General features: G+C 61.3%; 17 protein-coding genes. 14 read left to right on the forward strand and 3 right to left on the reverse strand.

The features are described 5' to 3' along the window. Positions 1-58: 58 nt before the first annotated feature. Positions 59-2,278, reverse strand: coding sequence for a primosomal protein N' (locus tag NF676_RS02670; protein WP_252887191.1), 2,220 nt, complete (start codon positions 2,276-2,278; stop codon positions 59-61). 284 nt (positions 2,279-2,562) lie between these two features. On the opposite strand from NF676_RS02670, the gene rpmE reads away from it, so the two are divergent. From rpmE to NF676_RS02685, 3 genes are all read left to right on the forward strand, one after another. Next, positions 2,563-2,784 carry a 50S ribosomal protein L31 gene (gene rpmE / locus NF676_RS02675; protein WP_041477565.1) on the forward strand — a complete coding sequence of 74 codons (222 nt, stop codon included), beginning with the start codon at positions 2,563-2,565 and terminating at the stop codon, positions 2,782-2,784. Between the two features lie 41 nt (positions 2,785-2,825). Next, positions 2,826-3,614, forward strand: coding sequence for a thermonuclease family protein (locus tag NF676_RS02680; protein WP_252887192.1), 789 nt, complete (start codon positions 2,826-2,828; stop codon positions 3,612-3,614). 184 nt (positions 3,615-3,798) lie between these two features. Then, positions 3,799-5,067, forward strand: coding sequence for a malic enzyme-like NAD(P)-binding protein (locus NF676_RS02685; protein ID WP_016772053.1), 1,269 nt, complete (start codon positions 3,799-3,801; stop codon positions 5,065-5,067). Between the two features lie 320 nt (positions 5,068-5,387). On the opposite strand, the gene NF676_RS02690 is transcribed toward NF676_RS02685, so the two are convergent. Beyond that, positions 5,388-7,832: a penicillin-binding protein 1A gene (locus NF676_RS02690; RefSeq protein WP_375709703.1), complete on the reverse strand. Its 2,445-nt coding sequence runs from the start codon at positions 7,830-7,832 to the stop codon at positions 5,388-5,390. Between the two features lie 219 nt (positions 7,833-8,051). Here NF676_RS02690 and NF676_RS02695 point away from each other — a divergent pair, with 219 nt between their 5' ends. The 11 genes from NF676_RS02695 (at position 8,052) to hemE (ending at position 23,859) form a co-directional block, all read left to right on the forward strand. Beyond that, the gene (locus tag NF676_RS02695) at positions 8,052-9,116 is read left to right on the forward strand and encodes a pilus assembly protein PilM (RefSeq protein ID WP_056787331.1); all 1,065 of its coding nucleotides are present in this window, start codon (positions 8,052-8,054) and stop codon (positions 9,114-9,116) included. Continuing rightward, on the forward strand, positions 9,116-9,682 hold the full coding sequence (locus tag NF676_RS02700) for a PilN domain-containing protein (RefSeq protein ID WP_056787334.1): 567 nt from the start codon (positions 9,116-9,118) through the stop codon (positions 9,680-9,682). Before NF676_RS02695 ends, NF676_RS02700 begins: the two co-directional genes overlap by 1 nt. Next, positions 9,679-10,302, forward strand: coding sequence for a type 4a pilus biogenesis protein PilO (gene pilO, locus NF676_RS02705; RefSeq protein WP_056787337.1), 624 nt, complete (start codon positions 9,679-9,681; stop codon positions 10,300-10,302). The genes NF676_RS02700 and pilO overlap by 4 nt, the downstream gene beginning before the upstream one ends. Further along, complete coding sequence (locus NF676_RS02710) at positions 10,299-10,823, forward strand: pilus assembly protein PilP (RefSeq protein ID WP_056787340.1); 525 nt, start codon at positions 10,299-10,301, stop codon at positions 10,821-10,823. Before pilO ends, NF676_RS02710 begins: the two co-directional genes overlap by 4 nt. Before the next feature lie 13 nt (positions 10,824-10,836). After that, positions 10,837-12,924, forward strand: coding sequence for a type IV pilus secretin PilQ (locus tag NF676_RS02715; protein WP_056787342.1), 2,088 nt, complete (start codon positions 10,837-10,839; stop codon positions 12,922-12,924). A 4-nt stretch (positions 12,925-12,928) separates the two neighbouring features. Further along, positions 12,929-13,447, forward strand: coding sequence for a shikimate kinase AroK (aroK, locus tag NF676_RS02720; protein WP_024011270.1), 519 nt, complete (start codon positions 12,929-12,931; stop codon positions 13,445-13,447). A 152-nt stretch (positions 13,448-13,599) separates the two neighbouring features. After that, positions 13,600-14,700, forward strand: a complete 1,101-nt coding sequence (gene aroB, locus NF676_RS02725; protein WP_073471604.1) for a 3-dehydroquinate synthase — start codon at positions 13,600-13,602, stop codon at positions 14,698-14,700. Positions 14,701-14,710: 10 nt separating this feature from the next. Continuing rightward, a complete protein-coding gene (locus NF676_RS02730) occupies positions 14,711-16,297 on the forward strand; it encodes an AAA family ATPase (RefSeq protein WP_252887193.1) in 1,587 nt (528 codons plus the stop codon). A gap of 350 nt (positions 16,298-16,647) precedes the next feature. Continuing rightward, a complete protein-coding gene (gltB, locus tag NF676_RS02735; protein ID WP_252887194.1) occupies positions 16,648-21,093 on the forward strand; it encodes a glutamate synthase large subunit in 4,446 nt (1,481 codons plus the stop codon). A gap of 33 nt (positions 21,094-21,126) precedes the next feature. Continuing rightward, positions 21,127-22,545, forward strand: a complete 1,419-nt coding sequence (locus tag NF676_RS02740) for an FAD-dependent oxidoreductase (RefSeq protein ID WP_007909438.1) — start codon at positions 21,127-21,129, stop codon at positions 22,543-22,545. A gap of 246 nt (positions 22,546-22,791) precedes the next feature. After that, the gene (hemE, locus tag NF676_RS02745) at positions 22,792-23,859 is read left to right on the forward strand and encodes a uroporphyrinogen decarboxylase (protein ID WP_076565240.1); all 1,068 of its coding nucleotides are present in this window, start codon (positions 22,792-22,794) and stop codon (positions 23,857-23,859) included. Positions 23,860-24,035: 176 nt separating this feature from the next. On the opposite strand, the gene NF676_RS02750 is transcribed toward hemE, so the two are convergent. Continuing rightward, entirely contained in the window at positions 24,036-25,310 is a 1,275-nt protein-coding gene (locus NF676_RS02750; RefSeq protein WP_056787358.1) for an MFS transporter, read from the reverse strand. Positions 25,311-25,386: the final 76 nt, after the last annotated feature.

Below are 25,386 nucleotides of genomic sequence, written 5' to 3' on the forward strand. Positions count from 1 at the left end.
GTATGTACGGCGCTGATCCACTGTGGGAGCGAGCCTGCTCGCGAAAGCGATCTTCAGCTCAATACAGATCCACCGGATCAACATCCAGCGACCAGCGCACTGCCCGCCCACTCGGCATCTGCTCCAGCACCAGCATCCAGCTCGCCAGCAAGCGGTGCAACGGTGCCCGCGCGGTCGCCTGTAACAACAGCTGGGCGCGATAACGCCCGGCTCGGCGCTCCATCGGCGCCGGCACCGGCCCGAGCAACTCGATGCCGCTCAGATTCAATTCGGCCAGCAGGCGTTCGGCTTCGCTGCACGCTTCATCGAGAAAACCTTCCGCCTGCCCCGGCTTGTGCGCTTCGGCACGCAACAGCGCCAAATGGGCAAACGGCGGCAACCCGGCCGCGCGGCGCTCGCTCAAGGCTTGTTCGGCGAAGGCGAAATAACCCTGCTCGGTCAGTTGCACCAATAAAGGGTGGTCGGCCAAATGCGTCTGGATGATCACCCTGCCCGGCTCCTCAGCCCGGCCGGCGCGCCCGGCGACCTGGACGATCAACTGCGCCATGCGCTCGCTGGCGCGGAAGTCGCCGGAAAACAGGCCACCGTCGGCATCCAGAATCGATACCAGCGTCACCCGGGGGAAATGGTGCCCTTTGGCCAACATCTGCGTGCCGACCAGAATGCACGGCTGGCCTTTCTGGATTGTCGCGAACAGCTGATTCATCGCGTCCTTTCGCGAGGTGCTGTCGCGATCGACGCGCAGTACCGGGTAATCCGGGAATAGAATCGCCAGGCGTTCTTCGGCGCGTTCGGTGCCGGCGCCGACGGGGCGCAGATCGACCTTGCTGCACTTCGGACACTGGCGCGGCGTGCGCTCGACGTTGCCGCAATGGTGGCAACGCAATTCGCCGTAACGTTGATGCACGGTCATGCGCGCATCGCAGCGCGAGCACTCGGACATCCAGCCGCAATCGTGGCAGAGCAGGGTCGGGGCAAAGCCGCGACGATTGAGGAACACCAGCACCTGCTGGCCGTTGGCGAGGGTCTGGCCGATGGCTTGCTGCATCGGTCCGGAAATACCGCTGTCGAGCGGACGGCTTTTCACGTCCAGACGCAGGAAACGCGGTTGCTTGGCGCCGCCGGCGCGCTCGTTCAGGCGCAACAGGCCATAGCGACCGGTGTAAGCGTTATGCAGACTTTCCAGCGACGGCGTGGCGGAGCCGAGCACGATCGGGATGTTTTCCTGCCGCGCGCGTACCAGTGCCAGATCGCGAGCGTGGTAGCGCAGACCTTCCTGCTGTTTATAGGAGCCGTCGTGCTCTTCATCGATGATGATCAGCCCGGGATTTTTCATTGGCGTGAACAGCGCCGAGCGGGTGCCGATAATAATGTCGGCCTCGCCATCACGGGCGGCGAGCCACGCGTCGAGGCGTTCGCGATCATTCACTGCCGAATGCAGCAGGGCGATGCGCGCATTGAAGCGCTGTTCGAAGCGCGCCAGAGTCTGCGGGCCGAGGTTGATTTCCGGGATCAGCACCAGTGCCTGTTTGCCGGCTTCGAGGGTTTCGCGGATCAGTTGCAGATAGACTTCGGTCTTGCCGCTGCCGGTGACGCCGGCCAACAGGAAGGCGTGATAGCTGTCGAAGCCAGCGCGAATCGCTTCATACGCCGCGCGTTGTTCGCTGTTGAGCGGCAGCTCCGGTTGTGCCAGCCAGTGTTCATGGCGGACGCCGGGGGCGTGGCGGCGGATTTCGACTTGCACCAGTCCCTTGGCCAGCAGCAGATCGAGGCTGTCCTTGCTCAGCATCAGTTTGCTCAGCAACTGATGGGCGACGCCGTGGGGGTGCTGGGCCAGCGTGGTCAGCGCCTCGCGCTGGCGTGGCGCACGGGCGACTCGCGGGTCATCGACGCTGGCGCCGGGGGCCACCGACCAGAAGCGTTCCTGGCGGGCTTCGGCCAGCTCGCCCTGACGCAGCAGCACTGGCAAGGCCCAGTTCAAGGTGTCGCCGAGGCTGTGCTGATAATACTGCGCCGTCCACAGGCACAGCTTGAACAGCGCCGGCGGCAGCGGTGAAGTCGAGTCGAGGAGGGCCAGTGCCGGTTTGAGTTTTTCTGCCGGCACCTCGCTGGTGTCGGTGACCTCGACCAGAATCCCGATCATCTCGCGCCGACCGAACGGCACCCGCAAGCGCATGCCCGGCTGCAATTGCTCACGCCGCACCCCGGCCGGCGCCCGGTAATCGAACAGGCGGCGCAGAGGCGAAGGCAGGGCAAGGCGCAAAATGGCGTCGGGCACGCGGGGGGATCTCGATACGCAAAATGATCGGATATGCATGACCTGTGGGAGCGAGCCTGCTCGCTAAGGCGGTGGGTCAGGCAACACATGTGTCGACTGCCATGGCGCCTTCGCGAGCAGACTCGCTCCCACAGGGAAGTGCGTTCAAGGCCGGGAGCCTAGCAGACGGTCGGTCTCGGTGACAGCTTGCGCGATTGAAAAGGTCTGGTAGAATCCGCGGCCTAATTACGTGCGGTATTCAACAATAGTGTTGGGTGGCGGCACGCTAGCCTGAGGAAGACACCATGAAAGCCGATATCCATCCGAACTACCCGGAAATTGCTGTTACCTGCAGCTGCGGTAACAAGTTCGAAACTCGTTCGACCTACGGCAAAGCCCTGGCGATCGACGTTTGCAACGAATGCCACCCGTTCTACACCGGTAAGCAGAAGACTCTGGACACCGGCGGCCGTGTGCAGAAGTTCGCAGACCGTTTCGCTACTTTCGGCGTCGGCAAAAAAGCCTGAGGCTGATCATTTTGGATGGTCGTTTCGACTTCTCCAGACTGATGAAAAAGGCGTCCCTTGCGGGCGCCTTTTTTGTGTCTGCGATTTGGCTGTCCGCCGCCCAGGCGTTCTGCCCGACACCCGCAGGGCTGACCAGCGTCAGCGTCAGCGTGCAGCGGGTGGTCGATGGCGACACCCTGCGCCTGAGCGACGGGCGCAATGTGCGCATGATCGGCCTCAATACGCCGGAGCTGGGCAAGCAGGGCCGCAGCGACGAACCGTTCGCCGTGGCGGCGCGTAAACGCCTGCAAGCGCTGGTGGATGAGAGCGGCGGCCGGGTCGGCTTGCGGCCCGGCAAGCAGGCGAAAGACCATTACGGCCGTACGCTCGCGCATGTTTACAGCGCCAGCGGAGTGAATCTCGAAGCGCAAATGCTTGCCGATGGCCTGGGTTTTCACGTTGCGGTCGCGCCGAATGTCGACCTGGTCGCCTGCCAGCACGCCGCCGAACGCAGCGCTCGACAGGCCGGGGTTGGTCTCTGGCGGCAATCGCCGGTGCGGAAAGCGCAGGAGATCCAGCGTTCAGGCTTTGCCGTAGTCAGCGGTCGGGTGAGCAAGGTGCAGCGCAATCGCGGCGGAATCTGGATCGAGTTGCAGGACAGGCTTGTATTGCGGGTTGCACCCAATCTGCTCGGACGATTTGACAGTGCTGATCTGGAAGCACTGAAAGGCAGGCAGATCGAGGCGCGTGGCTGGGTGGTTGACCGATCCCGGCGCGGTGGATTGCAAAAAGGTCAGGCGCGCTGGTTGTTGCCGTTGACCGATCCTTCGATGCTGCACGTACCGCGTTGAAGAAAAATTGTAGACATTTTTACAGCTGATTGTGAACAGTCCAGCCCTTGTGCGCCGTGGCTCTTGGCCCAAAGTCGTAGGGCAGGGCGCTTGACAGCGGTGACTGCCCAGTCTTGTGGGGACTTTGCGAGGCGCGTATCCTCGCTGACCAGTCTGTCCAACAGTAAAAAAGCGGAATGCCAAAATGTCTGATCTGAAAACTGCCGCTCTCGAATACCACGCCAATCCTCGTCCGGGGAAGCTGAGTGTCGAGCTCACCAAGGCCACTGCTACCGCCCGCGACCTGTCGCTGGCCTACAGCCCCGGCGTAGCTGAACCAGTACGCGAGATCGCTCGCGATCCTGAACTGGCCTACAAATACACCGGCAAGGGCAACCTGGTGGCAGTCATTTCCGATGGCACCGCGATTCTCGGCCTGGGCAACCTCGGCCCGTTGGCGTCCAAGCCTGTGATGGAAGGCAAGGGCGTACTGTTCAAGCGTTTCGCCGGCATCGACGTATTCGACATCGAAGTCGACTCGGAAAGCCCGCAAGCTTTCATCGACACCGTCAAGCGCATCTCCATCACCTTCGGTGGCATCAACCTGGAAGACATCAAGGCGCCAGAGTGCTTTGAGATCGAACGCGCTCTGATCGAGCAGTGCGACATTCCGGTGTTCCACGATGACCAGCACGGCACCGCGATCGTGACCGCTGCCGGCATGATCAACGCCCTGGAAATCGCTGGCAAAACCCTGCCGGAAGCAAAAATCGTCTGCCTCGGCGCCGGCGCTGCCGCCATCTCCTGCATGAAACTGCTGGTGAGCATGGGCGCTCGCATCGAAAACATCTTCATGGTTGACCGTACCGGCGTGATCCACTCCGGCCGTGACGACCTGAACCAGTACAAAGCCGTGTTCGCCCACGCTACCGAGAAGCGCACCCTGGCAGACGCACTGGCAGGCGCTGACGTATTCGTCGGTCTGTCCGGTCCGAACCTGCTGAGCGCCGAAGGCCTGCTGTCGATGGCGGCCAACCCGATCGTGTTCGCCTGCTCCAACCCGGATCCGGAAATCTCCCCGGAACTGGCGCACGCCACCCGTAGCGATGTGATCATGGCAACCGGCCGTTCGGACTACCCCAATCAGGTCAACAACGTACTGGGCTTCCCGTTCATCTTCCGTGGTGCCCTGGACGTTCGCGCCAAGCGCATCAACGAAGAAATGAAAGTCGCCGCCGCCAACGCCCTGCGCGAACTGGCCAAACTGCCTGTTCCACAGGACGTGTGCGATGCCTACGGCGGTGCTCCGCTGGAGTTCGGCCGTGAGTACATCATTCCGAAGCCAATGGACAAGCGCCTGATCACCCTGATCTCCGACGCCGTGGCCAAGGCCGCGATCGAGACCGGCGTTGCTACTCTGCCGTATCCGAAGAACTACCCGCTGAAAAGCGTGGATGACGTGTTCAACGGCTAAGTCGTTGTAGCGTGTCAAACAAAAGCCCCGGCTCGTGAGAGTCGGGGCTTTTTTATGCCTGAAGATCAAGAGCCCCTCACCCTAACCCTCTCCCAGAGAGAGAGGGGACTGATTGGGGGACGCTTGGGAGCTACGCCGACCTGAATGTATGGTTTTGAATCCATAATCGACACCACACTTTCAGGTCGGTGTTTGACCCCAGACAACTCGGTAAGTCCCCTCTCCCTCTGGGAGAGGGTTAGGGTGAGGGGCTTTTGATCTTCGGGTAATAAAAAGCCCCGCACTTCTCACGAAGACGGGGCCTTTTTGCGGCATCAGGATCAGAACAAATCGATCGGCGCCTGTTCATCCGCCGGCAGCGGGCTGCCTGGCACGGCGCCGTTGCCCAGCTCGTTCACCGATGGCGGCGTGTCTTCGGCCTTGAACAGTTCGAAGTACGCCCCCGGTGTGCTCGGTGTTGCTGCACGGCCGCTGACCGGGTCTACCCGCAGGCTGAGCAAGCCTTCTGGCTCAGGCTGCACATGCGGCGGCTTGTCTTTCAGCGCGGCCGACATGTAATTCATCCATATTGGCAGCGCCACAGTACCGCCGAACTCACGGCGTCCGAGGCTTTCCGGTTGGTCGAAACCAGTCCACACCGTGGTTACGTAATCAGCGTTGTAGCCAGAGAACCAGGCATCTTTCGATTCGTTGGTGGTACCGGTCTTGCCGGCGATGTCACTGCGGCCCATGGCCAGTGCGCGCCGGCCGGTGCCGAGTTTGATTACGTCTTGCAGCATGCTGTTGAGGATGTAGGTGGTACGTCCATCGACAATCCGTTCGGCCACGGCCGGCGCTTGCGGCACTGCCGGATTGGCCGACGCTTCACCGGCAACCGGAGCGGCATTGACCGTGAACGACTCGGTAGCCGGCGCAGCGATACCGTCGGTCGCCGCGCCACCCTGTGGCACGGTCGGCGGGTTGGCGACGAACAAAGTGTCACCGTTACGGCTTTCGATCTTGTCGATGATGTACGGGGTGATCTTGTAGCCACCGTTGGCAAAGGTGCTCCAGCCAGTGGCGATTTCCATCGGCGTCAGCGTTGCGGTGCCGAGTGCCAGCGACAGGTTCGGCGGCAGGTCCTGCTTGTTAAAGCCGAAGCGAGTGATGTAGTCGATGGTCTTGCCCACGCCCATGGCCTGCAGCAGGCGGATCGACACCAGGTTGCGCGACTTGTACAGCGCTTCACGCAGGCGGATCGGGCCGAGGAAGGTGTTGGTGTCGTTCTTCGGTCGCCAGACCTTGTCCAGGTACTCGTCGACGAACACGATCGGCGCATCGTTGACCAGGCTGGCAGCGGTGTAGCCGTTATCCAGCGCGGCGCTGTAAACGAATGGCTTGAAGCTCGAACCCGGCTGACGCTTGGCCTGCATGGCGCGGTTGTAGTTGCTCTGCTCGAAAGCGAAGCCACCCACCAGCGAACGGATCGCACCGTTTTGCGGATCCAGCGACACCAGTGCGCCCTGAGCCTGTGGTATCTGGCTGAATTTCAGCGAATTGTCCGTCTGGCGCTGCACGCGGATCAAATCACCGACCTGCGCCACATCCGACGGCTGGCGCGGGTTGGCGCCCATGCTGTTGGTGTTGAGGAACGGTCGCGCCCATTTCATCGTGTCCCAGGCTACGTGCTCTTCACCGGTGCGGGTCAACACCTGCAGGCCGGTTTTATCGACCTGGGTGACGATCGCAGGTTCGAGGCTGCTGATGGTGCGCTGCTTGGTCAGCTCGCTGGCCCAGGCTTCGCGGGTCTTGCCCGGCAGGCGCGACTCGGGGCCACGGTAGCCGTGGCGCTGGTCGTAGGTCATCAAGCCTTCGTGCAGCGCGGTGTTGGCCATTTCCTGCAGATTGCTCGGCACTGTGGTGGTGACGCGGAAACCTTCGGTGTAGGCGTCGCTGCCATAACGGCCGACCATTTCGGCACGGGCCATTTCGGCGATGTACGGTGCGTTCACTTCCGGGGTCGGTACGTGATAGCTGGCGTTCAATGGCTCGTTGATCGCGGCGGTGTAGTCGGCTTCGCTGATCTTGCCCAGCTTGTACATGCGCCCGAGGATCCAGTCGCGGCGTTCTTTACTGCGCGCCGGGTTGGCCAGCGGGTTGAAACGCGACGGTGCTTTTGGCAGACCGGCGATCATCGCCATCTGCGCCAGGCTGATGTCACGGATCGATTTGCCGTAATACACCTGCGCCGCCGCCTCGATGCCGTAGGCGCGGTTGCCCAGGTAGATCTTGTTGACGTACAGCTCAAGAATCTCGTCCTTGGTCAGCTGTCGCTCGATCTGCAGGGCCAGAAGAATTTCGGTGGTTTTGCGCGAGAAGCTGCGCTCGCTGGTGAGGAAGAAGTTCTTCGCCACCTGCATGGTGATGGTGCTGCCGCCGGACTGAATATGCCCGCTCTTGACCAGTTGCGTCGCCGCGCGCATCAGGCTGCTCGGGTCGACGCCATAGTGGTTGGCAAAATTGTCGTCTTCAGCACTTAGTAACGCATTGATGAAGTTGGGCGGAATGTCGGCGAAACGAATCGGTGTACGGCGCATTTCGCCAAATTCTGCGATCAACTTGTTGTCGCTGCTGTAGACGCGCAGAGGAATCTGCAACTGAATGCTTCTCAGCGCCTCCACAGACGGCAAACCCGGACTAAGGTAAAGGAAGGCGCCGCTGAGACCTAAGAGCAGTCCGCAGAAAACGGCGACGATGGACCAACCGAAAAATTTCAGCAGACGAATCAAGGCTTTTGGACATCCAGGGCAAAGAATGAATTTGGCACGGGGCTGCGGTTACACACAGAGCCATCCGCGCTGGCAGTAAAAAGCGGAAAAAATCGCTGGGCATTATAAGCACTTTTCCGTCGGGGGCGTCATTGGCGCTTCTGTCAAGACGGGGGTGAAGGAACGCAATGCGTATTACAGAGTCCGTAACTCACGGAAAGTCATAGGGAATTGGTAGTGCTGGGACTCTTCAATAAAAAGACCAATGCGTTACTGGGGATCGACATCAGCTCCACGTCGGTGAAGCTGCTGGAACTGAGCCGTCAGGGCGAGCGCTACCGGGTCGAGGCCTATGCGGTGGAGCCCTTGCCGGCGAACGCCGTGGTCGAAAAGAACATCGCCGACCTCGAGGGCGTCGGCCAGGCGCTGAGCCGGTTGCTGGTGAAAGCGCGAACCGGGGTCAAGAGCGTGGCGGTGGCAGTGGCCGGTTCTGCGGTGATCACCAAGGTCATCGAGATGGACGCCGGGCTGTCCGACGACGAACTGGAAAACCAGCTCAAGATCGAGGCCGACCAATACATTCCCTATCCGCTGGACGAAGTCGCCATCGATTTTGAAGTCCAGGGCGTCTCGCCGCGCAACCCGGATCGGGTCAACGTGCTGCTTGCCGCCTGTCGCAAGGAAAACGTCGAGGTACGTGAAGCGGCGCTGGCGCTCGCCGGCCTGACCGCGCGGGTGGTGGATGTCGAGGCCTACGCGCTGGAGCGCTCGTTCGGCCTGCTGGCAACGCATCTGGCGGCCTCCCAGGAGCGCCTGACCGTGGCGGTGGTCGACATCGGCGCCACCATGACCACCCTCAGCGTCCTGCACAACGGCAAGATCATCTATACCCGCGAGCAATTGTTTGGCGGGCGCCAACTCACCGAGGAGATCCAGCGCCGCTACGGCCTCACGGTCGAACAGGCGGGCCTGGCGAAAAAACAGGGCGGGCTGCCTGACGATTACGTCAGCGAGGTCTTGCAGCCATTTCGCGAGGCGCTGGTGCAGCAAGTCTCGCGTTCGCTGCAGTTCTTCTTCGCCTCCGGGCAGTACAACGCGGTCGACCATATCCTGTTGGCCGGCGGCACCGCCTCGGTGCCCGGGCTGGACCGTCTGATCGAACAGCGTCTGGACACGCCGACGCAGGTCGCCAACCCATTCGCCGACATGGCCTTGGGCAGCAAGGTCAACGCAGGAGCGCTGGCCAGCGACGCGCCAGCCTTGATGATTGCCTGCGGGCTCGCGCTCAGGAGTTTCGACTGATGGCGCGGATCAACCTTCTCCCCTGGCGCGAGGAACGCCGCGAAGAACGGCGCAAACGCTTTCTGCTGGTACTTATCGGCGTGCTGGCCGGCTCGATCGGCGCGGTGCTGATTGCCGACCAGATCATCACCGCAGCCATCGAGCGGCAAATGGCGCGCAACGATTACATCGGCAAACAGATTGCCGTGGTCGACGAACGCATCAAGCAAATCAGCGAGCTCAAAGCGCGCCGCCAGCAATTGGTCGAGCGCATGCGCATCATCCAGGACCTGCAGGGCAATCGGCAGATCAGCGGGCGGGTCTTCGACCAACTGGCGCGTACCCTGCCGGACGGCGTGTATTTCACCGATGTGAAAATGGCCGGCAAGACCCTGTCCATCAGTGGCGCGGCGGAGTCGAACAACCGGGTCTCCGAGCTGATGCGCAATCTCGACGCGTCCGACTGGTTCGACGCGCCAAGCCTGAATGAGGTCAAGGCCACCAGCGCTGATCAGGTCGAACAAGCCAACGTCTTCCAGCTGACCGTTCGTCAGACGCAGCCCAAGGTTGTGGAGGACGAGCAATGAACGCCTCCGGATGGCTGCAAAGCCTGCGCAGTATCGATTTCAACGACCTCGACACCAGCAACATCGGCTCTTGGCCCCCGGTGGTAAAAACCCTGTGCGGTGCGCTGGTGATGGTGTTGATCCTCGCGCTTGGCTATTACTTCTTCATCAGCGACATGGAAAATCAGCTCGACCTCAAGCGCGAAGAGGAAACCACCCTCAAGGAACAATTCGCCAGCAAGGCGCGGCTGTCGGCGAACCTTGAGCTCTATACCCAGCAAATGAAGGAAATGGAAAACACCTTCGGCGTATTGCTGCGGCAATTGCCCAGCGACACTGAAGTGCCGGGCCTGCTCGAAGACATCACCCGCACTGGTCTGGGCAGCGGCCTGGAATTCGAGGAAATCAAGCTGCTGCCGGAAGTGACCCAGCCGTTCTACATCGAGCTGCCGATCCAGATCACCGTGACAGGCGCCTATCACGACCTCGCGACCTTCGTCAGCGGCGTCGCCGGGCTGCCACGAATTGTCACTCTGCACGATTTCGAACTGGCGCCAGCCAATCCCGAGGGCGGGACGAAGCTGCGCATGAGCATTCTTGCCAAGACGTACCGCTATAACGACAAGGGGCTGGAGAAATGACCCCGATTCGTTATCTCGTCCTGCCCATGATGCTGGCGCTGAGCGGCTGCGGTGGCGGTGATGACTTCAGCGACCTCGACGCGTACCTCAACGAAGTGCGTCTGCGTCCGGCGGGCAGGATTGAACCAACGCCGACATTCCGGTCTTACCCCACATTCACTTACAGCGCCGCCAACCTGCGCAGCCCGTTTTCGCGGCAGGCGAGAGTCGATCTGGCCGGGCAGAAACACGGTTCGCGCAACGTCAAACCCGACCCCAGCCGGGTCAAGCAATACCTTGAAGGGTTCAACATCGAGCAGTTCGAAATGGTCGGCACGATTGCCAATGCCTCGGGCTCGTTTGCGCTGTTGCGCGGCGCAGGCGGGGTGCATCGTCTCAAGGTCGGAGACTACCTGGGCCGCAACGACGGCCGCATCGTCGCCATCAGCCCTACCCAGGTCGATGTCGTCGAGATCGTGCCCGACGGCGCCGGCGCCTGGCTGGAGCGGCCGCGCACCATTCCTTTGAAAGAGCACTCATAGTGGAAGTCGAATAATGAACAGGATTTTCTCCACCCTCGGTTTTTCGCTATGGATAGCGCTGGTGTCACCGATGGTAATGGCGGCCAGTCTGAAAGCGCTGGATGTTGCCGCGCTGCCGGGTGACCGCGTCGAACTGAAGCTGTCGTTCGACGGCCCGCCACCACAGCCCAAGGGCTACACAACCGAGTCGCCGGCACGCATTGCACTGGATCTGCCGGGCGTGACCAGCCAGATGGCCAACAAGAATCTTGATCTGGGCAGCGGCAACGCGCGCACGGCCACGGTGGCCGAAGCCAAGGATCGCACGCGGCTGATTGTCAGCCTGACGCAGTTGGCGCCTTACAGCACGCGGGTCGAGGGCAATAATCTGTTTGTGGTGGTCGGTCAGGGCGCTTCCGCGACTGCGCCGCGCCCGGCTGCCGTTGCACCGCGTGCCGCCACGGCCGCCACGGCCGCTGCGGCACCTGCCAGACCAGCCGCGCAACGCAGCAGGGCGATTCGCGGCGTCGATTTCCAGCGCGGCACCGAGGGCGAGGGCAATGTGGTCATCGATCTCTCTGATCCGACCATCGCCCCGGATATCCAGGAGCACGACGGCAAGATCATCCTCAGCTTCGCCCGTACGCAACTGCCGGAAAAACTGCGCGTGCGCCTCGACGTCAAGGACTTCGCCACCCCGGTGCAGTTCGTCAACGCAGCGCTCACCGGCGATCGTACGGTGATCAGTGTCGAGCCCAGCGGCACCTTCGACTATTCCACATTCCAGACCGACAACAAGCTCACCGTGAGCGTTCGGCCGATGAGCATCGACGACCTGCAAAAGCGCAACGCCGACCGTCAGGCCTATGTCGGCGACAAGCTCTCGCTGAATTTTCAGGACATCGACGTGCGTTCGGTACTGCAACTGATCGCGGACTTCACCAATCTCAATCTGGTGGCGAGCGATACGGTGCAGGGCGGTATCACTTTGCGCCTGCAGAACGTGCCGTGGGATCAGGCACTGGATCTGGTGCTGAAAACCAAGGGGCTGGACAAGCGCAAGATCGGCAACGTGCTGCTGGTCGCGCCGGCCGATGAAATTGCCGCTCGCGAGCGTCAGGAACTGGAATCGCAGAAGCAGATCGCCGAGTTGGCGCCCCTGCGTCGTGAGCTGCTGCAAGTCAATTACGCCAAGGCAGCGGACATCGCCAAGCTGTTCCAGTCGGTGACCAGCGCCGAGGCCAAGGTCGACGAGCGCGGTTCGATTACCGTCGATGAGCGAACCAACAACATCATTGCCTACCAGACCCAGGATCGCCTCGACGAACTCCGGCGGATCGTCGCCCAGCTGGATATTCCGGTGCGCCAGGTGATGATCGAGGCGCGCATCGTTGAGGCCAACGTCGATTACGACAAGAGCCTGGGCGTGCGCTGGGGCGGTTCGGTGCAGAACAAGGGCAACTGGAACGCCTCCGGGGTCAACGGTTCGTCGAGCACTATCGGTACGCCGGGCAGCACCGGCACCAACTCGCCGTTCGTCGACATGGGCACGGTCAATAACACTTCGGGGATCGGCATTGCTTTCATCACCGACAACGTACTGCTGGATCTCGAACTGACGGCGATGGAAAAAACCGGCAATGGCGAAATCGTCTCGCAGCCGAAGGTGGTCACCTCGGACAAGGAAACCGCGAAGATCCTCAAAGGCACCGAGATTCCCTATCAGGAGGCCAGCTCCAGCGGCGCTACCTCGGTGTCGTTCAAGGAGGCTTCGCTGTCACTGGAAGTCACCCCGCAGATCACCCCGGACAACCGCATCATCATGGAGGTCAAGGTCACCAAGGATGAGCCCGATTACCTGAACAAAGTGCAGGATGTGCCGCCGATCAAGAAAAACGAGGTCAACGCCAAAGTGCTGGTAAATGACGGCGAGACCATCGTAATCGGCGGTGTTTTTTCAAATACTCAGAGCAAGGTCGTAGATAAGGTGCCATTTCTTGGCGATGTGCCGTATCTTGGCCGCCTTTTCCGGCGTGATGTGGTTTCGGAGAAAAAATCCGAGCTGCTGGTATTTCTCACTCCGCGTATCATGAATAACCAGGCGATTGCTGTGAGTCGTTGATTCTGTGCGAAATTTGATACTTGTAGGACCGATGGGTGCTGGCAAAAGCACCATCGGCCGATTGCTGGCCAAAGAGCTGCGCCTGCCGTTCAAGGATTCCGACAAGGAAATTGAGCTGCGCACGGGTGCCAATATCCCATGGATCTTCGACAAGGAAGGCGAGCCCGGCTTTCGTGACCGTGAGCAGGCGATGATCGCCGAGCTGTGCGCGTTCGATGGTGTGGTGCTGGCGACCGGCGGCGGCGCGGTGATGCGTGATGCCAATCGCAAGGCCCTGCATGAAGGCGGGCGCGTGGTGTATCTGCACGCCTCCGTCGAGCAGCAGGTCGGCCGCACCTCCCGCGATCGCAATCGGCCGCTGCTGCGTACCGCCGATCCGGCGAAAACCCTGCGCGACCTGCTCGAGATCCGGGATCCGCTTTATCGGGAAATTGCCGATCTGGTGGTGGAAACCGACGAGCGGCCGCCACGCATGGTGGTGCTCGACATTCTCGACCGTCTCGCGCAGTTGCCACCCCGTTAAAGCATCGCCCGAAATGCGCTATCCTCGGCGTCCTGTCAGCGCCCGCCGAGGGTGTGGCGGATGCCGGGCGAGCGGCGTCATACCGCTACGAGCCGCAGAACACCAATAATTTCAGGGCAGGATGCCTGCTTCCATCTTCACTGTGGGGACACATGCAGACACTCAAGGTCGATCTAGGCGAGCGCAGCTACCCGATTCATATTGGCGAAGGTCTGTTGGATCAGCCGGAACTGCTGGCGCCGCATATCCACGGGCGGCAGGTGGCAATCATCTCCAACGAAACCGTCGCGCCGCTCTATCTCGAACGTCTGACCCGCAGCCTTGCGCAGTTTTCGGTTATCTCGGTGGTGTTGCCTGACGGCGAAGCCTTCAAGAACTGGGAAACCCTGCAACTGATTTTCGACGGTTTGCTGACCGCCCGTCATGACCGCCGCACCACCGTGATCGCCTTGGGCGGCGGGGTGATCGGCGACATGGCCGGTTTCGCCGCCGCCTGTTATCAGCGCGGTGTCGATTTCATCCAGATTCCTACCACGCTGTTGTCGCAGGTCGATTCCTCGGTCGGCGGCAAGACCGGCATCAACCATCCGCTGGGCAAGAACATGGTCGGCGCGTTCTATCAGCCGAACGTGGTGCTCATCGATACCGCATCGCTGAAAACCCTGCCGGAGCGCGAGTTGTCGGCGGGCCTGGCGGAAGTCATCAAGTACGGCCTGATCTGCGACGAGCCGTTCCTGACCTGGCTGGAAGAAAACGTCGACGCTCTGCGCGCGCTGGATCAAACCGCGCTGACCTATGCGATCGAGCGTTCCTGCGCGGCCAAGGCTGCGGTGGTCGGCGCCGATGAAAAGGAAACCGGCGTCCGCGCTACGCTCAACCTCGGCCACACCTTCGGCCACGCCATCGAAACCCACATGGGCTATGGTGTCTGGCTGCATGGCGAGGCGGTCGCGGCGGGCACGGTGATGGCGCTGGAAATGTCCGCGCGCCTGGGCTGGATCAGCGAGCAGGAGCGTGACCGCGGCATTCGTCTGTTCCAGCGGGCCGGCCTGCCGGTCATTCCGCCTGAAGAGATGAGCGAAGCCGATTTTCTCCAACACATGGCAATTGATAAAAAAGTGATCGACGGTCGTCTGCGCCTGGTGCTGCTGCGCCGGATGGGCGAAGCGGTAGTGACCGACGATTATCCGAAAGAGGTTCTACAGGCCACGCTGGGAGCGGATTACCGCGCCCTGGCTCAGCTTAAAGGTTAAAACGATTCCGATGACTAGTTTGCATGCCGACGAGGCGTTTCTCGGCCATTTCCAGTTAAGTCACGACCCGTTCGCGCCACGGGTGCCGGGCTTCAAATTCTTCCCGGCCCAGCGCAAACCGGTGCTGGGTCAACTGCATCACCTGGCGCGTTACAGCCAGTTGCTGCTGGTGGTCACCGGCCCGCAAGGCAGCGGCAAGACCCTGCTGCGGCAGGCGCTGGTGGCCAGCACCAATAAGCAATCGGTGCAGAGCGTGGTGGTTTCCGCCCGTGGCGCCGGTGATGCGGCCGGCGTGCTGCGCCAGGTGGCGCAGGCGCTGGATGTCGCGCAGGCCGAAGTCGGCGCGATTCTCGAGCAGGTGGTGCAACTGGGGCTGACCGGGCAGGAAGTCTATCTGCTGGTGGACGATGCCGAGCAGCTCGACGAGTCCGCGCTGGAAGCATTGATGGCGCTCGGCGCCGGCACGCCGGAAGGTCGTCCGCATGTGTTCCTGTTCGGCGAGTCGTCGCTGATCGCTCAGCTTGAGGCGTTGCAGCTCGAAGAAGAGCGTTTCCACGTCATCGAATTGCAGCCGTACACCGAAGAAGAGACCCGCGAATATCTCGACCAGCGGCTGGAAGGCGCGGGCCGGGGTGTCGAACTTTTCACCGCAGATCAGATCTCTGATATTCACGAAAGCTCCAAGGGCTGGCCGGGCAACATCAACCAGGTCGCTCGCGATGCACTGATCGAAGTCATGATTGCCAGCCGCTCTGCGGTCAAGCGTCCAAGTATGGGGTTCAACATGCCGAAGAAACACGTATTGGCGATTTCCGCCGTCGTTGTGGTCGCGGTTGCCGCCGCCTGGCTGATGCCGGGTCGCAGCAAGGCACCGACCACCGGTGCTCCGGCCAACGAACAGGCGCAACTGCCATTGGGTCAGGGCGCAGCGAACGGCGCCAACCCGTCCGTCGAATTCGCCGGCAACACCCAGCCGATGCCGCTGCCATTGGTCGGCAACTCGCAGCCGGTCATGCGTGGCCCGCTGGCCGAGGCCGCCGGTGGCATTACCGAAGGCGACGACGGCGTGCCACTGGAAGGCTCCAGCGATACGCCGCCGACCGTAACCACCTCTGCACCGCCTGCGGGCGTTCCGGCCGGTCCCGCGCCGACACCGGCTCCGACTCCTGCCGCCAAACCGGCGCCAACCCCGGCACCGACGCAGATCGCCACAGCCAAGCCTGCTCCGGCCACCCCGGCGCCAGCTGCGAAACCGGCTCCTGCTCCGGCCAAGCCTGCCGACAAGCCCGTTACCGTGGCCAAGGCTGCCGGTGGCAGCTGGTACGCCGGTCAGCCGACCAGCAACTATGTCGTGCAGATCCTCGGCACCAGCTCGGAGACCGCCGCGCAGAACTTCGTCAAGGAGCAGGGCGGCGAGTACCGTTATTTCAAGAAAGTCCTCAACGGCAAGCCGCTTTACGTGATCACCTACGGCAACTTTGCCAATCGTGATGCGGCCGTTTCTGCCATCAAGGCCTTGCCAGCGAAGGTTCAGGCTGGTAAACCTTGGCCTCGCACTGTCGCCAGCGTCCAACAGGAACTGGCAACAACTCGCTGAAGATTCGGCGGCCTTACCCAGGCCGCCTCTCCCGGCACCTCAAAATCTCCACGAGTGCGCGCCGCCTGAAAGGGCCGCGTGCCTTGTGGTGTCTGCGTCACAGTAGTCTTTGAGTCGTTGCGGTCAAAATTAAAAAAGTTTTGACTAGCACAGCAGATCGCTTTAAACCTTTCACAAATGCGACATGAATTTGCGACAGTTCGTCGTCAAATTTGTGAGCCTCTGTGTCGCTGTGTACAATGACCACCCTTTTGCCCCCGCTAAGCCGGCGTACGTTCGGCGCGGAACGCAAGTGGTTGAATTGAAAAGAAATTTGCCTCGAGTAGAGGCAGCCTGGTGAGAAAGTGTCTATGAAAGCAGGTCTGTACCAACCAGATGAATTCAAGGATAACTGCGGTTTCGGCCTGATAGCTCATATGCAGGGCGAGCCCAGTCATACCCTTTTGCAAACGGCCATCGAGGCCCTGACCTGCATGACCCACCGCGGTGGGATTAATGCCGACGGCAAGACCGGTGACGGTTGCGGTCTGCTGATTCAAAAACCCGACGCCTTCCTGCGAGCCATTGCCCAGGAGAGCTTCGGTGTCGAAATGCCCAAGCAATATGCAGTGGGCATGGTGTTCTTCAATCAGAATCCGGCCAAGGCCGAAGCCGCTCGCGAGAACATGAACCGCGAGATCCTCGCCGAAGGCCTGCAACTGATCGGCTGGCGCAAAGTGCCGATCGACACCAGCGTCCTCGGCCGCCTGGCCCTTGAGCGCCTGCCGCAGATCGAGCAGGTCTACATCGGCGGCGAAGGCCTGAGCGATCAGGACATGGCGGTGAAGCTGTTCAGCGCCCGTCGCCGTTCGTCGGTGGCCAACGCCGCTGACACCGACCACTACATCTGCAGCTTTTCGCACAAGACCATCATCTATAAAGGCCTGATGATGCCGGCCGACCTGGCCGCGTTCTATCCCGACCTGAGTGACGAGCGCCTGCAAACCGCGATCTGCGTGTTCCACCAGCGTTTCTCCACCAACACCCTGCCGAAATGGCCGCTGGCGCAGCCGTTCCGCTTTCTCGCCCACAACGGCGAAATCAACACCATCACCGGTAACCGCAACTGGGCGCAGGCCCGGCGGACCAAGTTCACCAATGATCTGATGGATCTGGAAGAGCTCGGCCCGCTGGTCAACCGTGTCGGTTCCGACTCATCGAGCATGGACAACATGCTCGAACTGATGGTCACCGGTGGCATCGACCTGTTCCGTGGCGTGCGGATGATCATTCCGCCAGCGTGGCAGAACGTCGAAACCATGGACCCGGATCTGCGTGCGTTCTACGAGTACAACTCGATGCACATGGAACCGTGGGACGGCCCGGCCGGCGTGGTGATGACCGATGGTCGCTACGCGGTGTGCCTGCTCGACCGTAACGGTCTGCGTCCGGCGCGCTGGGTCACCACCAAGAATGGTTTCATCACCCTCGCCTCGGAAATCGGCGTGTGGAACTACCAGCCTGAAGACGTGCTCGCCAAGGGTCGCGTCGGCCCGGGCCAGATTTTCGCCGTGGATACCGAAACCGGGCAGATCCTCGACACCGATGCGATCGACAACCGTCTGAAATCCCGTCATCCGTACAAGCAATGGCTGCGCAAGAATGCCCTGCGCATTCAGGCGACCATGGAAGACAACGACCACGGTTCGGCTTTCTACGACGTCGACCAGCTCAAGCAGTACATGAAGATGTATCAGGTCACGTTCGAAGAGCGTGATCAGGTGCTGCGCCCGCTTGGCGAGCAAGGTTACGAAGCCGTGGGCTCGATGGGCGACGACACGCCGATGGCTGTGCTGTCCCAGCGTGTGCGCACGCCGTACGACTATTTCCGCCAGCAGTTCGCGCAGGTCACCAACCCGCCGATCGACCCGCTGCGTGAAGCGATCGTGATGTCGCTGGAAATCTGCCTCGGTGCCGAGCGCAACATTTTCCAGGAGTCGCCGGAACACGCCTCGCGCGTGATCCTCAGCTCGCCAGTGATCTCTCCGGCCAAGTGGCGCTCGCTGATGAACCTCGACCGTCCGGGTTTCGAACGGGCGATCATCGACCTCAACTACGACGAAAGCCTTGGCCTCGAAGCGGCGATCCGCAACGTTGCCGATCAGGCTGAAGAAGCCGTGCGCGCCGGGCGTACCCAGATCGTCCTCAGCGACCGTCATATCGCCCCGGGCAAGCTGCCGATCCACGCTTCGCTGGCGACCGGTGCAGTGCACCACCGTCTGACCGAAAAAGGCCTGCGTTGCGATTCCAACATCCTCGTTGAAACCGCGACCGCCCGTGACCCGCATCACTTCGCCGTGCTGATCGGTTTCGGCGCCTCGGCGGTGTATCCGTTCCTGGCCTACGAAGTGCTGGGCGACCTGATCCGTACCGGTGAAGTACTGGGCGACCTCTATGAGGTGTTCAAGAACTACCGCAAAGGCATCACTAAAGGCCTGCTCAAGATCCTGTCGAAGATGGGTATCTCGACCATCGCTTCGTATCGTGGTGCGCAGCTGTTTGAGGCCATCGGCCTGTCCGAAGAAGTCTGCGAGCTGAGCTTCCGTGGTGTGCCAAGCCGGATCAAGGGTGCGCGTTTCGTCGACATCGAAGCCGAGCAGAAAGCCCTCGCCGTCGAAGCCTGGAGCCCGCGCAAGCCGATCCAGCAGGGCGGTCTGCTGAAGTTCGTCCACGGTGGCGAATATCACGCCTACAACCCGGACGTGGTCAACACCCTGCAAGCCGCTGTGCAGCAGGGCGACTACGCCAAGTTCAAGGAATACACCTCACTGGTGGACAACCGTCCGGTGTCGATGATTCGCGACCTGTTCAAGGTCAAGACCCTCGACACGCCGCTGGACATCAGTGAAGTCGAGCCGCTGGAGTCGGTGCTCAAGCGATTCGATTCCGCCGGCATCTCGCTGGGCGCACTGTCGCCGGAAGCTCACGAAGCCCTGGCCGAAGCCATGAACCGCCTCGGCGCGCGTTCCAACTCCGGCGAAGGTGGTGAAGATCCGGCGCGTTACGGCACCATCAAGAGTTCGAAAATCAAGCAGGTCGCGACTGGCCGTTTCGGTGTAACCCCGGAATACCTGGTCAATGCCGAAGTGCTGCAGATCAAGGTCGCCCAAGGCGCCAAGCCGGGCGAGGGCGGGCAACTGCCGGGCGGCAAGGTCAACGGGCTGATCGCCAAACTGCGTTACGCAGTGCCGGGCGTGACCCTGATTTCGCCACCGCCGCACCACGATATCTACTCGATCGAAGACTTGTCGCAACTGATCTTTGACCTCAAGCAGGTCAACCCGCAGGCGCTGGTTTCGGTGAAACTCGTAGCTGAAGCGGGCGTCGGCACCATCGCCGCCGGTGTGGCCAAGGCCTATGCCGACCTGATCACCATTTCCGGTTACGACGGCGGTACCGGTGCTTCGCCGCTGACTTCGATCAAATACGCGGGCGCACCATGGGAGCTCGGCCTGGCTGAAACTCACCAGACCCTGCGCGGCAACGACCTGCGCGGCAAAGTCCGGGTGCAGACCGACGGCGGCCTGAAAACCGGCCTCGACGTGATCAAAGCGGCAATCCTCGGCGCCGAGAGCTTCGGCTTCGGTACCGCGCCGATGATCGCACTGGGCTGCAAATACCTGCGCATCTGCCACCTGAACAACTGCGCCACTGGCGTCGCGACGCAGAACGAGAAGCTGCGCAAGGATCACTACATCGGCACCGTCGACATGGTGGTGAATTTCTTCACCTACGTCGCCGAAGAAACCCGTGAGTGGCTGGCCAAGCTTGGTGTGCGCTCCCTCGAAGAGCTGATCGGTCGCACTGATCTGCTGGAAATCCTCGAAGGCCAGACCGCCAAGCAACATCACCTGGACCTGACCCCGCTGCTGGGCAGCGATCACATCCCGGCGGACAAACCGCAGTTCTGCGGCGTCGAGCGCAACCCGCCGTTCGATAAAGGTCTGCTGGCGGAGAAGATGGTCGAGCTGGCCTCGTCGGCGATCAACGACCTCAGCGGTGCCGAGTTCGAGCTGGATATCTGCAACTGCGACCGTTCGATCGGCGCGCGGATCTCCGGCGAAATCGCGCGCAAGCATGGCAACCAGGGGATGGCGAAAGCGCCGATCACCTTCCGCTTCAAGGGCACGGCAGGTCAGAGCTTCGGTGTGTGGAACGCCGGCGGTCTGAACATGTACCTGGAAGGCGACGCCAACGACTACGTCGGCAAAGGCATGACCGGCGGTAAGCTGGTCATCGTGCCGCCGAAGGGCAGCGTCTATAAAACTCAGGAAAGCGCCATCATCGGCAACACCTGCCTGTACGGCGCCACTGGCGGCAAGTTGTTCGCCGCCGGCACCGCAGGCGAGCGTTTCGCCGTGCGTAACTCCGGTGCCCACACCGTCGTGGAAGGCACTGGCGATCACTGTTGCGAGTACATGACCGGTGGTTTCGTCTGCGTGCTGGGCAAGACCGGTTACAACTTCGGTTCTGGCATGACCGGTGGTTTCGCCTACGTGCTCGATCAGGACAACACCTTCGTTGACCGGGTCAATCACGAACTGGTGGAAATCCAGCGGATCAGCGGCGAGGCGATGGAAGCCTATCGCAGCCACCTGCAGAACGTGCTGAACGAGTACGTCGCCGAAACCGACAGCGAGTGGGGTCGTGAACTCGCCGAGAACCTCGACGATTACTTGCGGCGTTTCTGGTTGGTCAAGCCCAAGGCTGCCAGCTTGAAAACCCTGCTTTCCAGCACTCGTGCCAACCCGCAGTGATATGCGCCTGAAGAGTTTGATGAGGTTTTAACAATGGCTGAACGTCTGAATAACGACTTCCAGTTCATCGATGTCGGGCGCAAGGATCCGAAGAAGAAACTGTTGCGTCAACGCAAGAAAGAGTTCGTTGAAATCTACGAACCGTTCAAACCCCAGCAGTCGGCCGATCAGGCCCACCGCTGCCTGGGTTGCGGCAACCCGTATTGCGAATGGAAGTGCCCGGTGCACAACTTCATTCCCAACTGGCTCAAATTGGTCGCCGAGGGCAACATCCTCCAGGCCGCCGAGTTGTCGCACCAGACCAATACCCTGCCGGAAGTCTGCGGCCGGGTGTGCCCGCAGGATCGTCTGTGCGAGGGTGCCTGCACCCTCAACGACGGCTTCGGCGCGGTGACCATCGGTTCGGTCGAGAAGTACATCACCGACACCGCGTTCGCCATGGGCTGGCGCCCGGACATGTCCAAGGTCAAACCGACCGGCAAACGCGTGGCGATCATCGGCGCAGGCCCGGCGGGTCTGGGTTGTGCCGACGTACTGGTGCGTGGCGGCGTAACCCCCGTGGTGTTCGACAAGAACCCGGAAATCGGTGGCCTGCTGACCTTCGGCATCCCCGAGTTCAAGCTGGAAAAGACCGTGCTGAGCAATCGTCGCGAAGTCTTCACCGGCATGGGCATCGAGTTCCGTCTCAACACCGAAGTCGGTAAAGACGTGACCATGGAACAACTGCTCGCCGAATACGACGCGGTGTTCATGGGCATGGGCACCTACACCTACATGAAGGGCGGTTTTGCCGGGGAGGATCTGCCGGGCGTTTATGACGCGCTGGATTTCCTCATCGCCAACGTCAACCGCAACCTGGGCTTTGAAAAGTCGCCGGAAGATTTCGTCGACATGAAAGGCAAGAAGGTCGTGGTACTCGGCGGCGGCGACACGGCGATGGACTGCAACCGCACGTCCATCCGTCAGGGCGCCAAGTCGGTGACCTGTGCCTATCGTCGTGACGAAGCGAACATGCCCGGCTCGCGCAAAGAGGTGAAGAACGCCAAGGAAGAAGGCGTGAAATTCCTCTACAACCGCCAGCCGATCGCCATCGTCGGTGAAGACAAGGTCGAAGGCGTGAAGGTGGTCGAGACCCGTCTCGGCGAACCGGATGCCCGTGGCCGTCGCAGCCCCGAGCCGATCCCGGGTTCCGAAGAGATCATCCCGGCCGATGCCGTGGTCATCGCCTTCGGCTTCCGCCCGAGCCCGGCGCCGTGGTTCGAACAGTTCGAGATCCAGACCGACAGCCAGGGCCGCGTTGTTGCGCCTGAGCAAGGTCAGTACAAGCACCAGACCAGCAACCCGAAAATCTTCGCCGGTGGCGACATGGTGCGCGGTTCCGACCTGGTGGTGACGGCGATCTTCGAGGGGCGCAATGCGGCTGAAGGGATCCTCGATTACCTGGGTGTGTAAACGCCGCTCGAAACTGCAATGCGATACCTGTGGGAGCTGGCTTGCCAGCGATAGCATCTCCTTGGTTTACCTGACAAACCGAGTTGTCTGCATCGCTGGCAAGCCAGCTCCCACAGTGTTTTGTGGTGTTGCAAAGTCAGCATTCCAGCGCGACAAATTGACCCGATAGACAAAAGGCTGACCCACATCCGTGCCTTTTGCCTCGCGCTCTGAGAAAATGCCCGCACTTTTTTTCCGGATGCCGACATGACTGCCCTGAAGAACGACCGTTTCCTCCGCGCCCTGCTCAAGCAACCCGTTGACGTCACCCCTGTGTGGATGATGCGCCAGGCCGGTCGCTACCTGCCGGAGTACCGCGCCAGCCGCGCGCATGCCGGCGACTTCATGAGCCTGTGCATGAATCCGCAATTCGCCTGCGAAGTCACCCTGCAACCGCTCGACCGCTACCCGCAACTGGACGCGGCGATCCTGTTTTCCGACATCCTCACCATTCCCGATGCCATGGGCCAGGGCCTGTACTTCGAGACCGGTGAAGGTCCGCGCTTCAAGAAAGTCGTCAGTACCCTGGCCGATATCGAAGCCCTGCCGATCCCGGATCCGCACAAAGACCTCGGCTACGTGATGGATGCGGTCAGCACCATCCGTCGCGAACTCAACGGTCGCGTGCCGTTGATCGGTTTCTCCGGCAGTCCGTGGACCCTCGCGACTTACATGGTTGAAGGCGGCTCCTCGAAAGACTTCCGCAAGACCAAGGCGATGCTCTACGACAACCCGCAAGCCATGCACCTGCTGCTCGACAAATTGGCGCAGTCGGTGACTTCGTACCTCAACGGCCAGATCATGGCCGGTGCGCAAGCGGTGCAGATCTTCGATACCTGGGGCGGCAACCTGTCGGCGGCGGCGTATCAGGAATTCTCCCTGGCTTACATGAAGAAAATCGTCAGCGGCCTGATCCGCGAGAACGACGGACGCAAAGTGCCGGTGATTCTGTTCACCAAGAACGGCGGCCTGTGGCTGGAAAGCATCGCCGAAGCCGGCGCCGACGCCCTCGGCCTGGACTGGACCTGCGACATCGGCAACGCCCGTGCCCGTGTCGGCGACAAGGTCGCGCTGCAAGGCAACATGGACCCGACCGTGCTCTACGCCAAACCGGAAGCGATCCGCACTGAAGTCGGGCGCATTCTGGCCAGTTATGGCAAGGGCAGCGGCCACGTGTTCAACCTTGGTCATGGCATCACCCCGGAAGTTGATCCGGAACATGCCGGCGCGTTCCTGCGTGCGGTGCATGAGCTGTCAGCGCAGTATCACGAGTGATCAGCGCCCAATAAAAAACGCCCGGCCAATGCCGGGCGTTTTCTTTTGCACGATCTAATGTCGTACCCAAATCAACTGTGGGAGCGAGCCTGCTCGCGAAAGCGGTGTGTCATTCAACACTGATGTTGCCTGACACAGTGCATTCGCGAGCAGGCTCGCTCCCACAGGGTTTTATGTCAGGCTTTGACACCCTGCAACGGCGGCAACTTCGCCAGCTTCAACGCCACCAGCAGGGCAATCAGCAACAACGCACCAATAAACAGGCCGATGCCGTTCCACCCGCCCAGATGCCAGAACACCCCGCCCGCAGTCCCGGCAATGCTCGACCCGGCGTAATAACTGAACAGATACAGCGACGACGCCTGACCCTTGGCGGTCAACGCGCGCCGGCCGATCCAGCTGCTCGCCACCGAGTGCGCAGCGAAGAAGCCGAAGGTGAACACCAGCATGCCGATGATGACCAGCAACAGCGGCGTGAACATCGTCAGCGCGAGCCCGGCGAACATCAGCGCAATCGTCGCCCAGAGCACTTTGCGCCGCCCCAGTTTGTCCGCCAGCGAACCGATCTTCGCCGAGCTGTAGATCCCCGACAGGTAGACCACCGAGAGCAATCCGACAAATACCTGATCGAGGTTGTACGGCGCAGCCAGCAAGCGGTAGCCGATGTAGTTGAACAGCGTGACAAACGCGCCCATCAGCACGAACGCTTCAAGAAACAGCAGCGGCAGGCCGGCGTCGCGAAAGTGCATGGTGAAGCCGTCGAGCAGGCTGCGCGGGTGCAGTGAGCGGGCGCGGAAGTTGCGCGACTCCGGGAGGATCTTCCAGAACACCGCCGCCGCGACCAGCGCCAGACCGCCGATCACCAGCATCGCCGTGTGCCAGCTGACGAAGTCGATCAGCACGCCAGTTATCAAGCGTCCGCTCATCCCGCCGATCGCGTTGCCGCCGATGTATAAACCCATCGCCAGGCCGATGTGTTGAGGATGGATTTCTTCGCTCAGATAGGTCATCGCCACCGCTGCCAGACCGCTCAATGACAGGCCGATCAATGCGCGCATGATCAGCACTCCGTGCCAGCTCGGCATCATCGAACTGGCGATGGTGCATAGCGCGGCAGCGAACAATGCCGCGACCATCACCGGTTTACGGCCGATGCGGTCGGAGATCGGCCCGGTGATCAGCAGGCCGAAGGCCAACATGCCGGTTGCCACCGAGAGGATCAGACTGCTCTGCGCCGCGTTGATCCCGTATTCGTGGGACAGCAGCGGCATCATCGGTTGCACGCAATAGAGCAGCGCGAACGTCGCAAAGCCGCCACAGAAAAGCGCCAGCACCGTGCGCATGAACGCCGGCGTGCCTTTTTCGATGTAGATCTCCTGCAGCTCGGCGAGGGCATCGTCGTCGGCTGCGGGCGGGATTTCGTGGGCAAGGGGCGCGACAGCAGTTTTCACTTCAGACCTCGGAAAGCACAGCCGGGCAGGCAATGAAAAAATCATATAGCTGGCTAATGTTTCTATCCAATATATT

Origin of the sequence: Pseudomonas siliginis (assembly GCF_024072275.1) — a bacterium.
Taxonomy (GTDB): Bacteria; Pseudomonadota; Gammaproteobacteria; order Pseudomonadales; family Pseudomonadaceae; genus Aquipseudomonas; species Aquipseudomonas siliginis.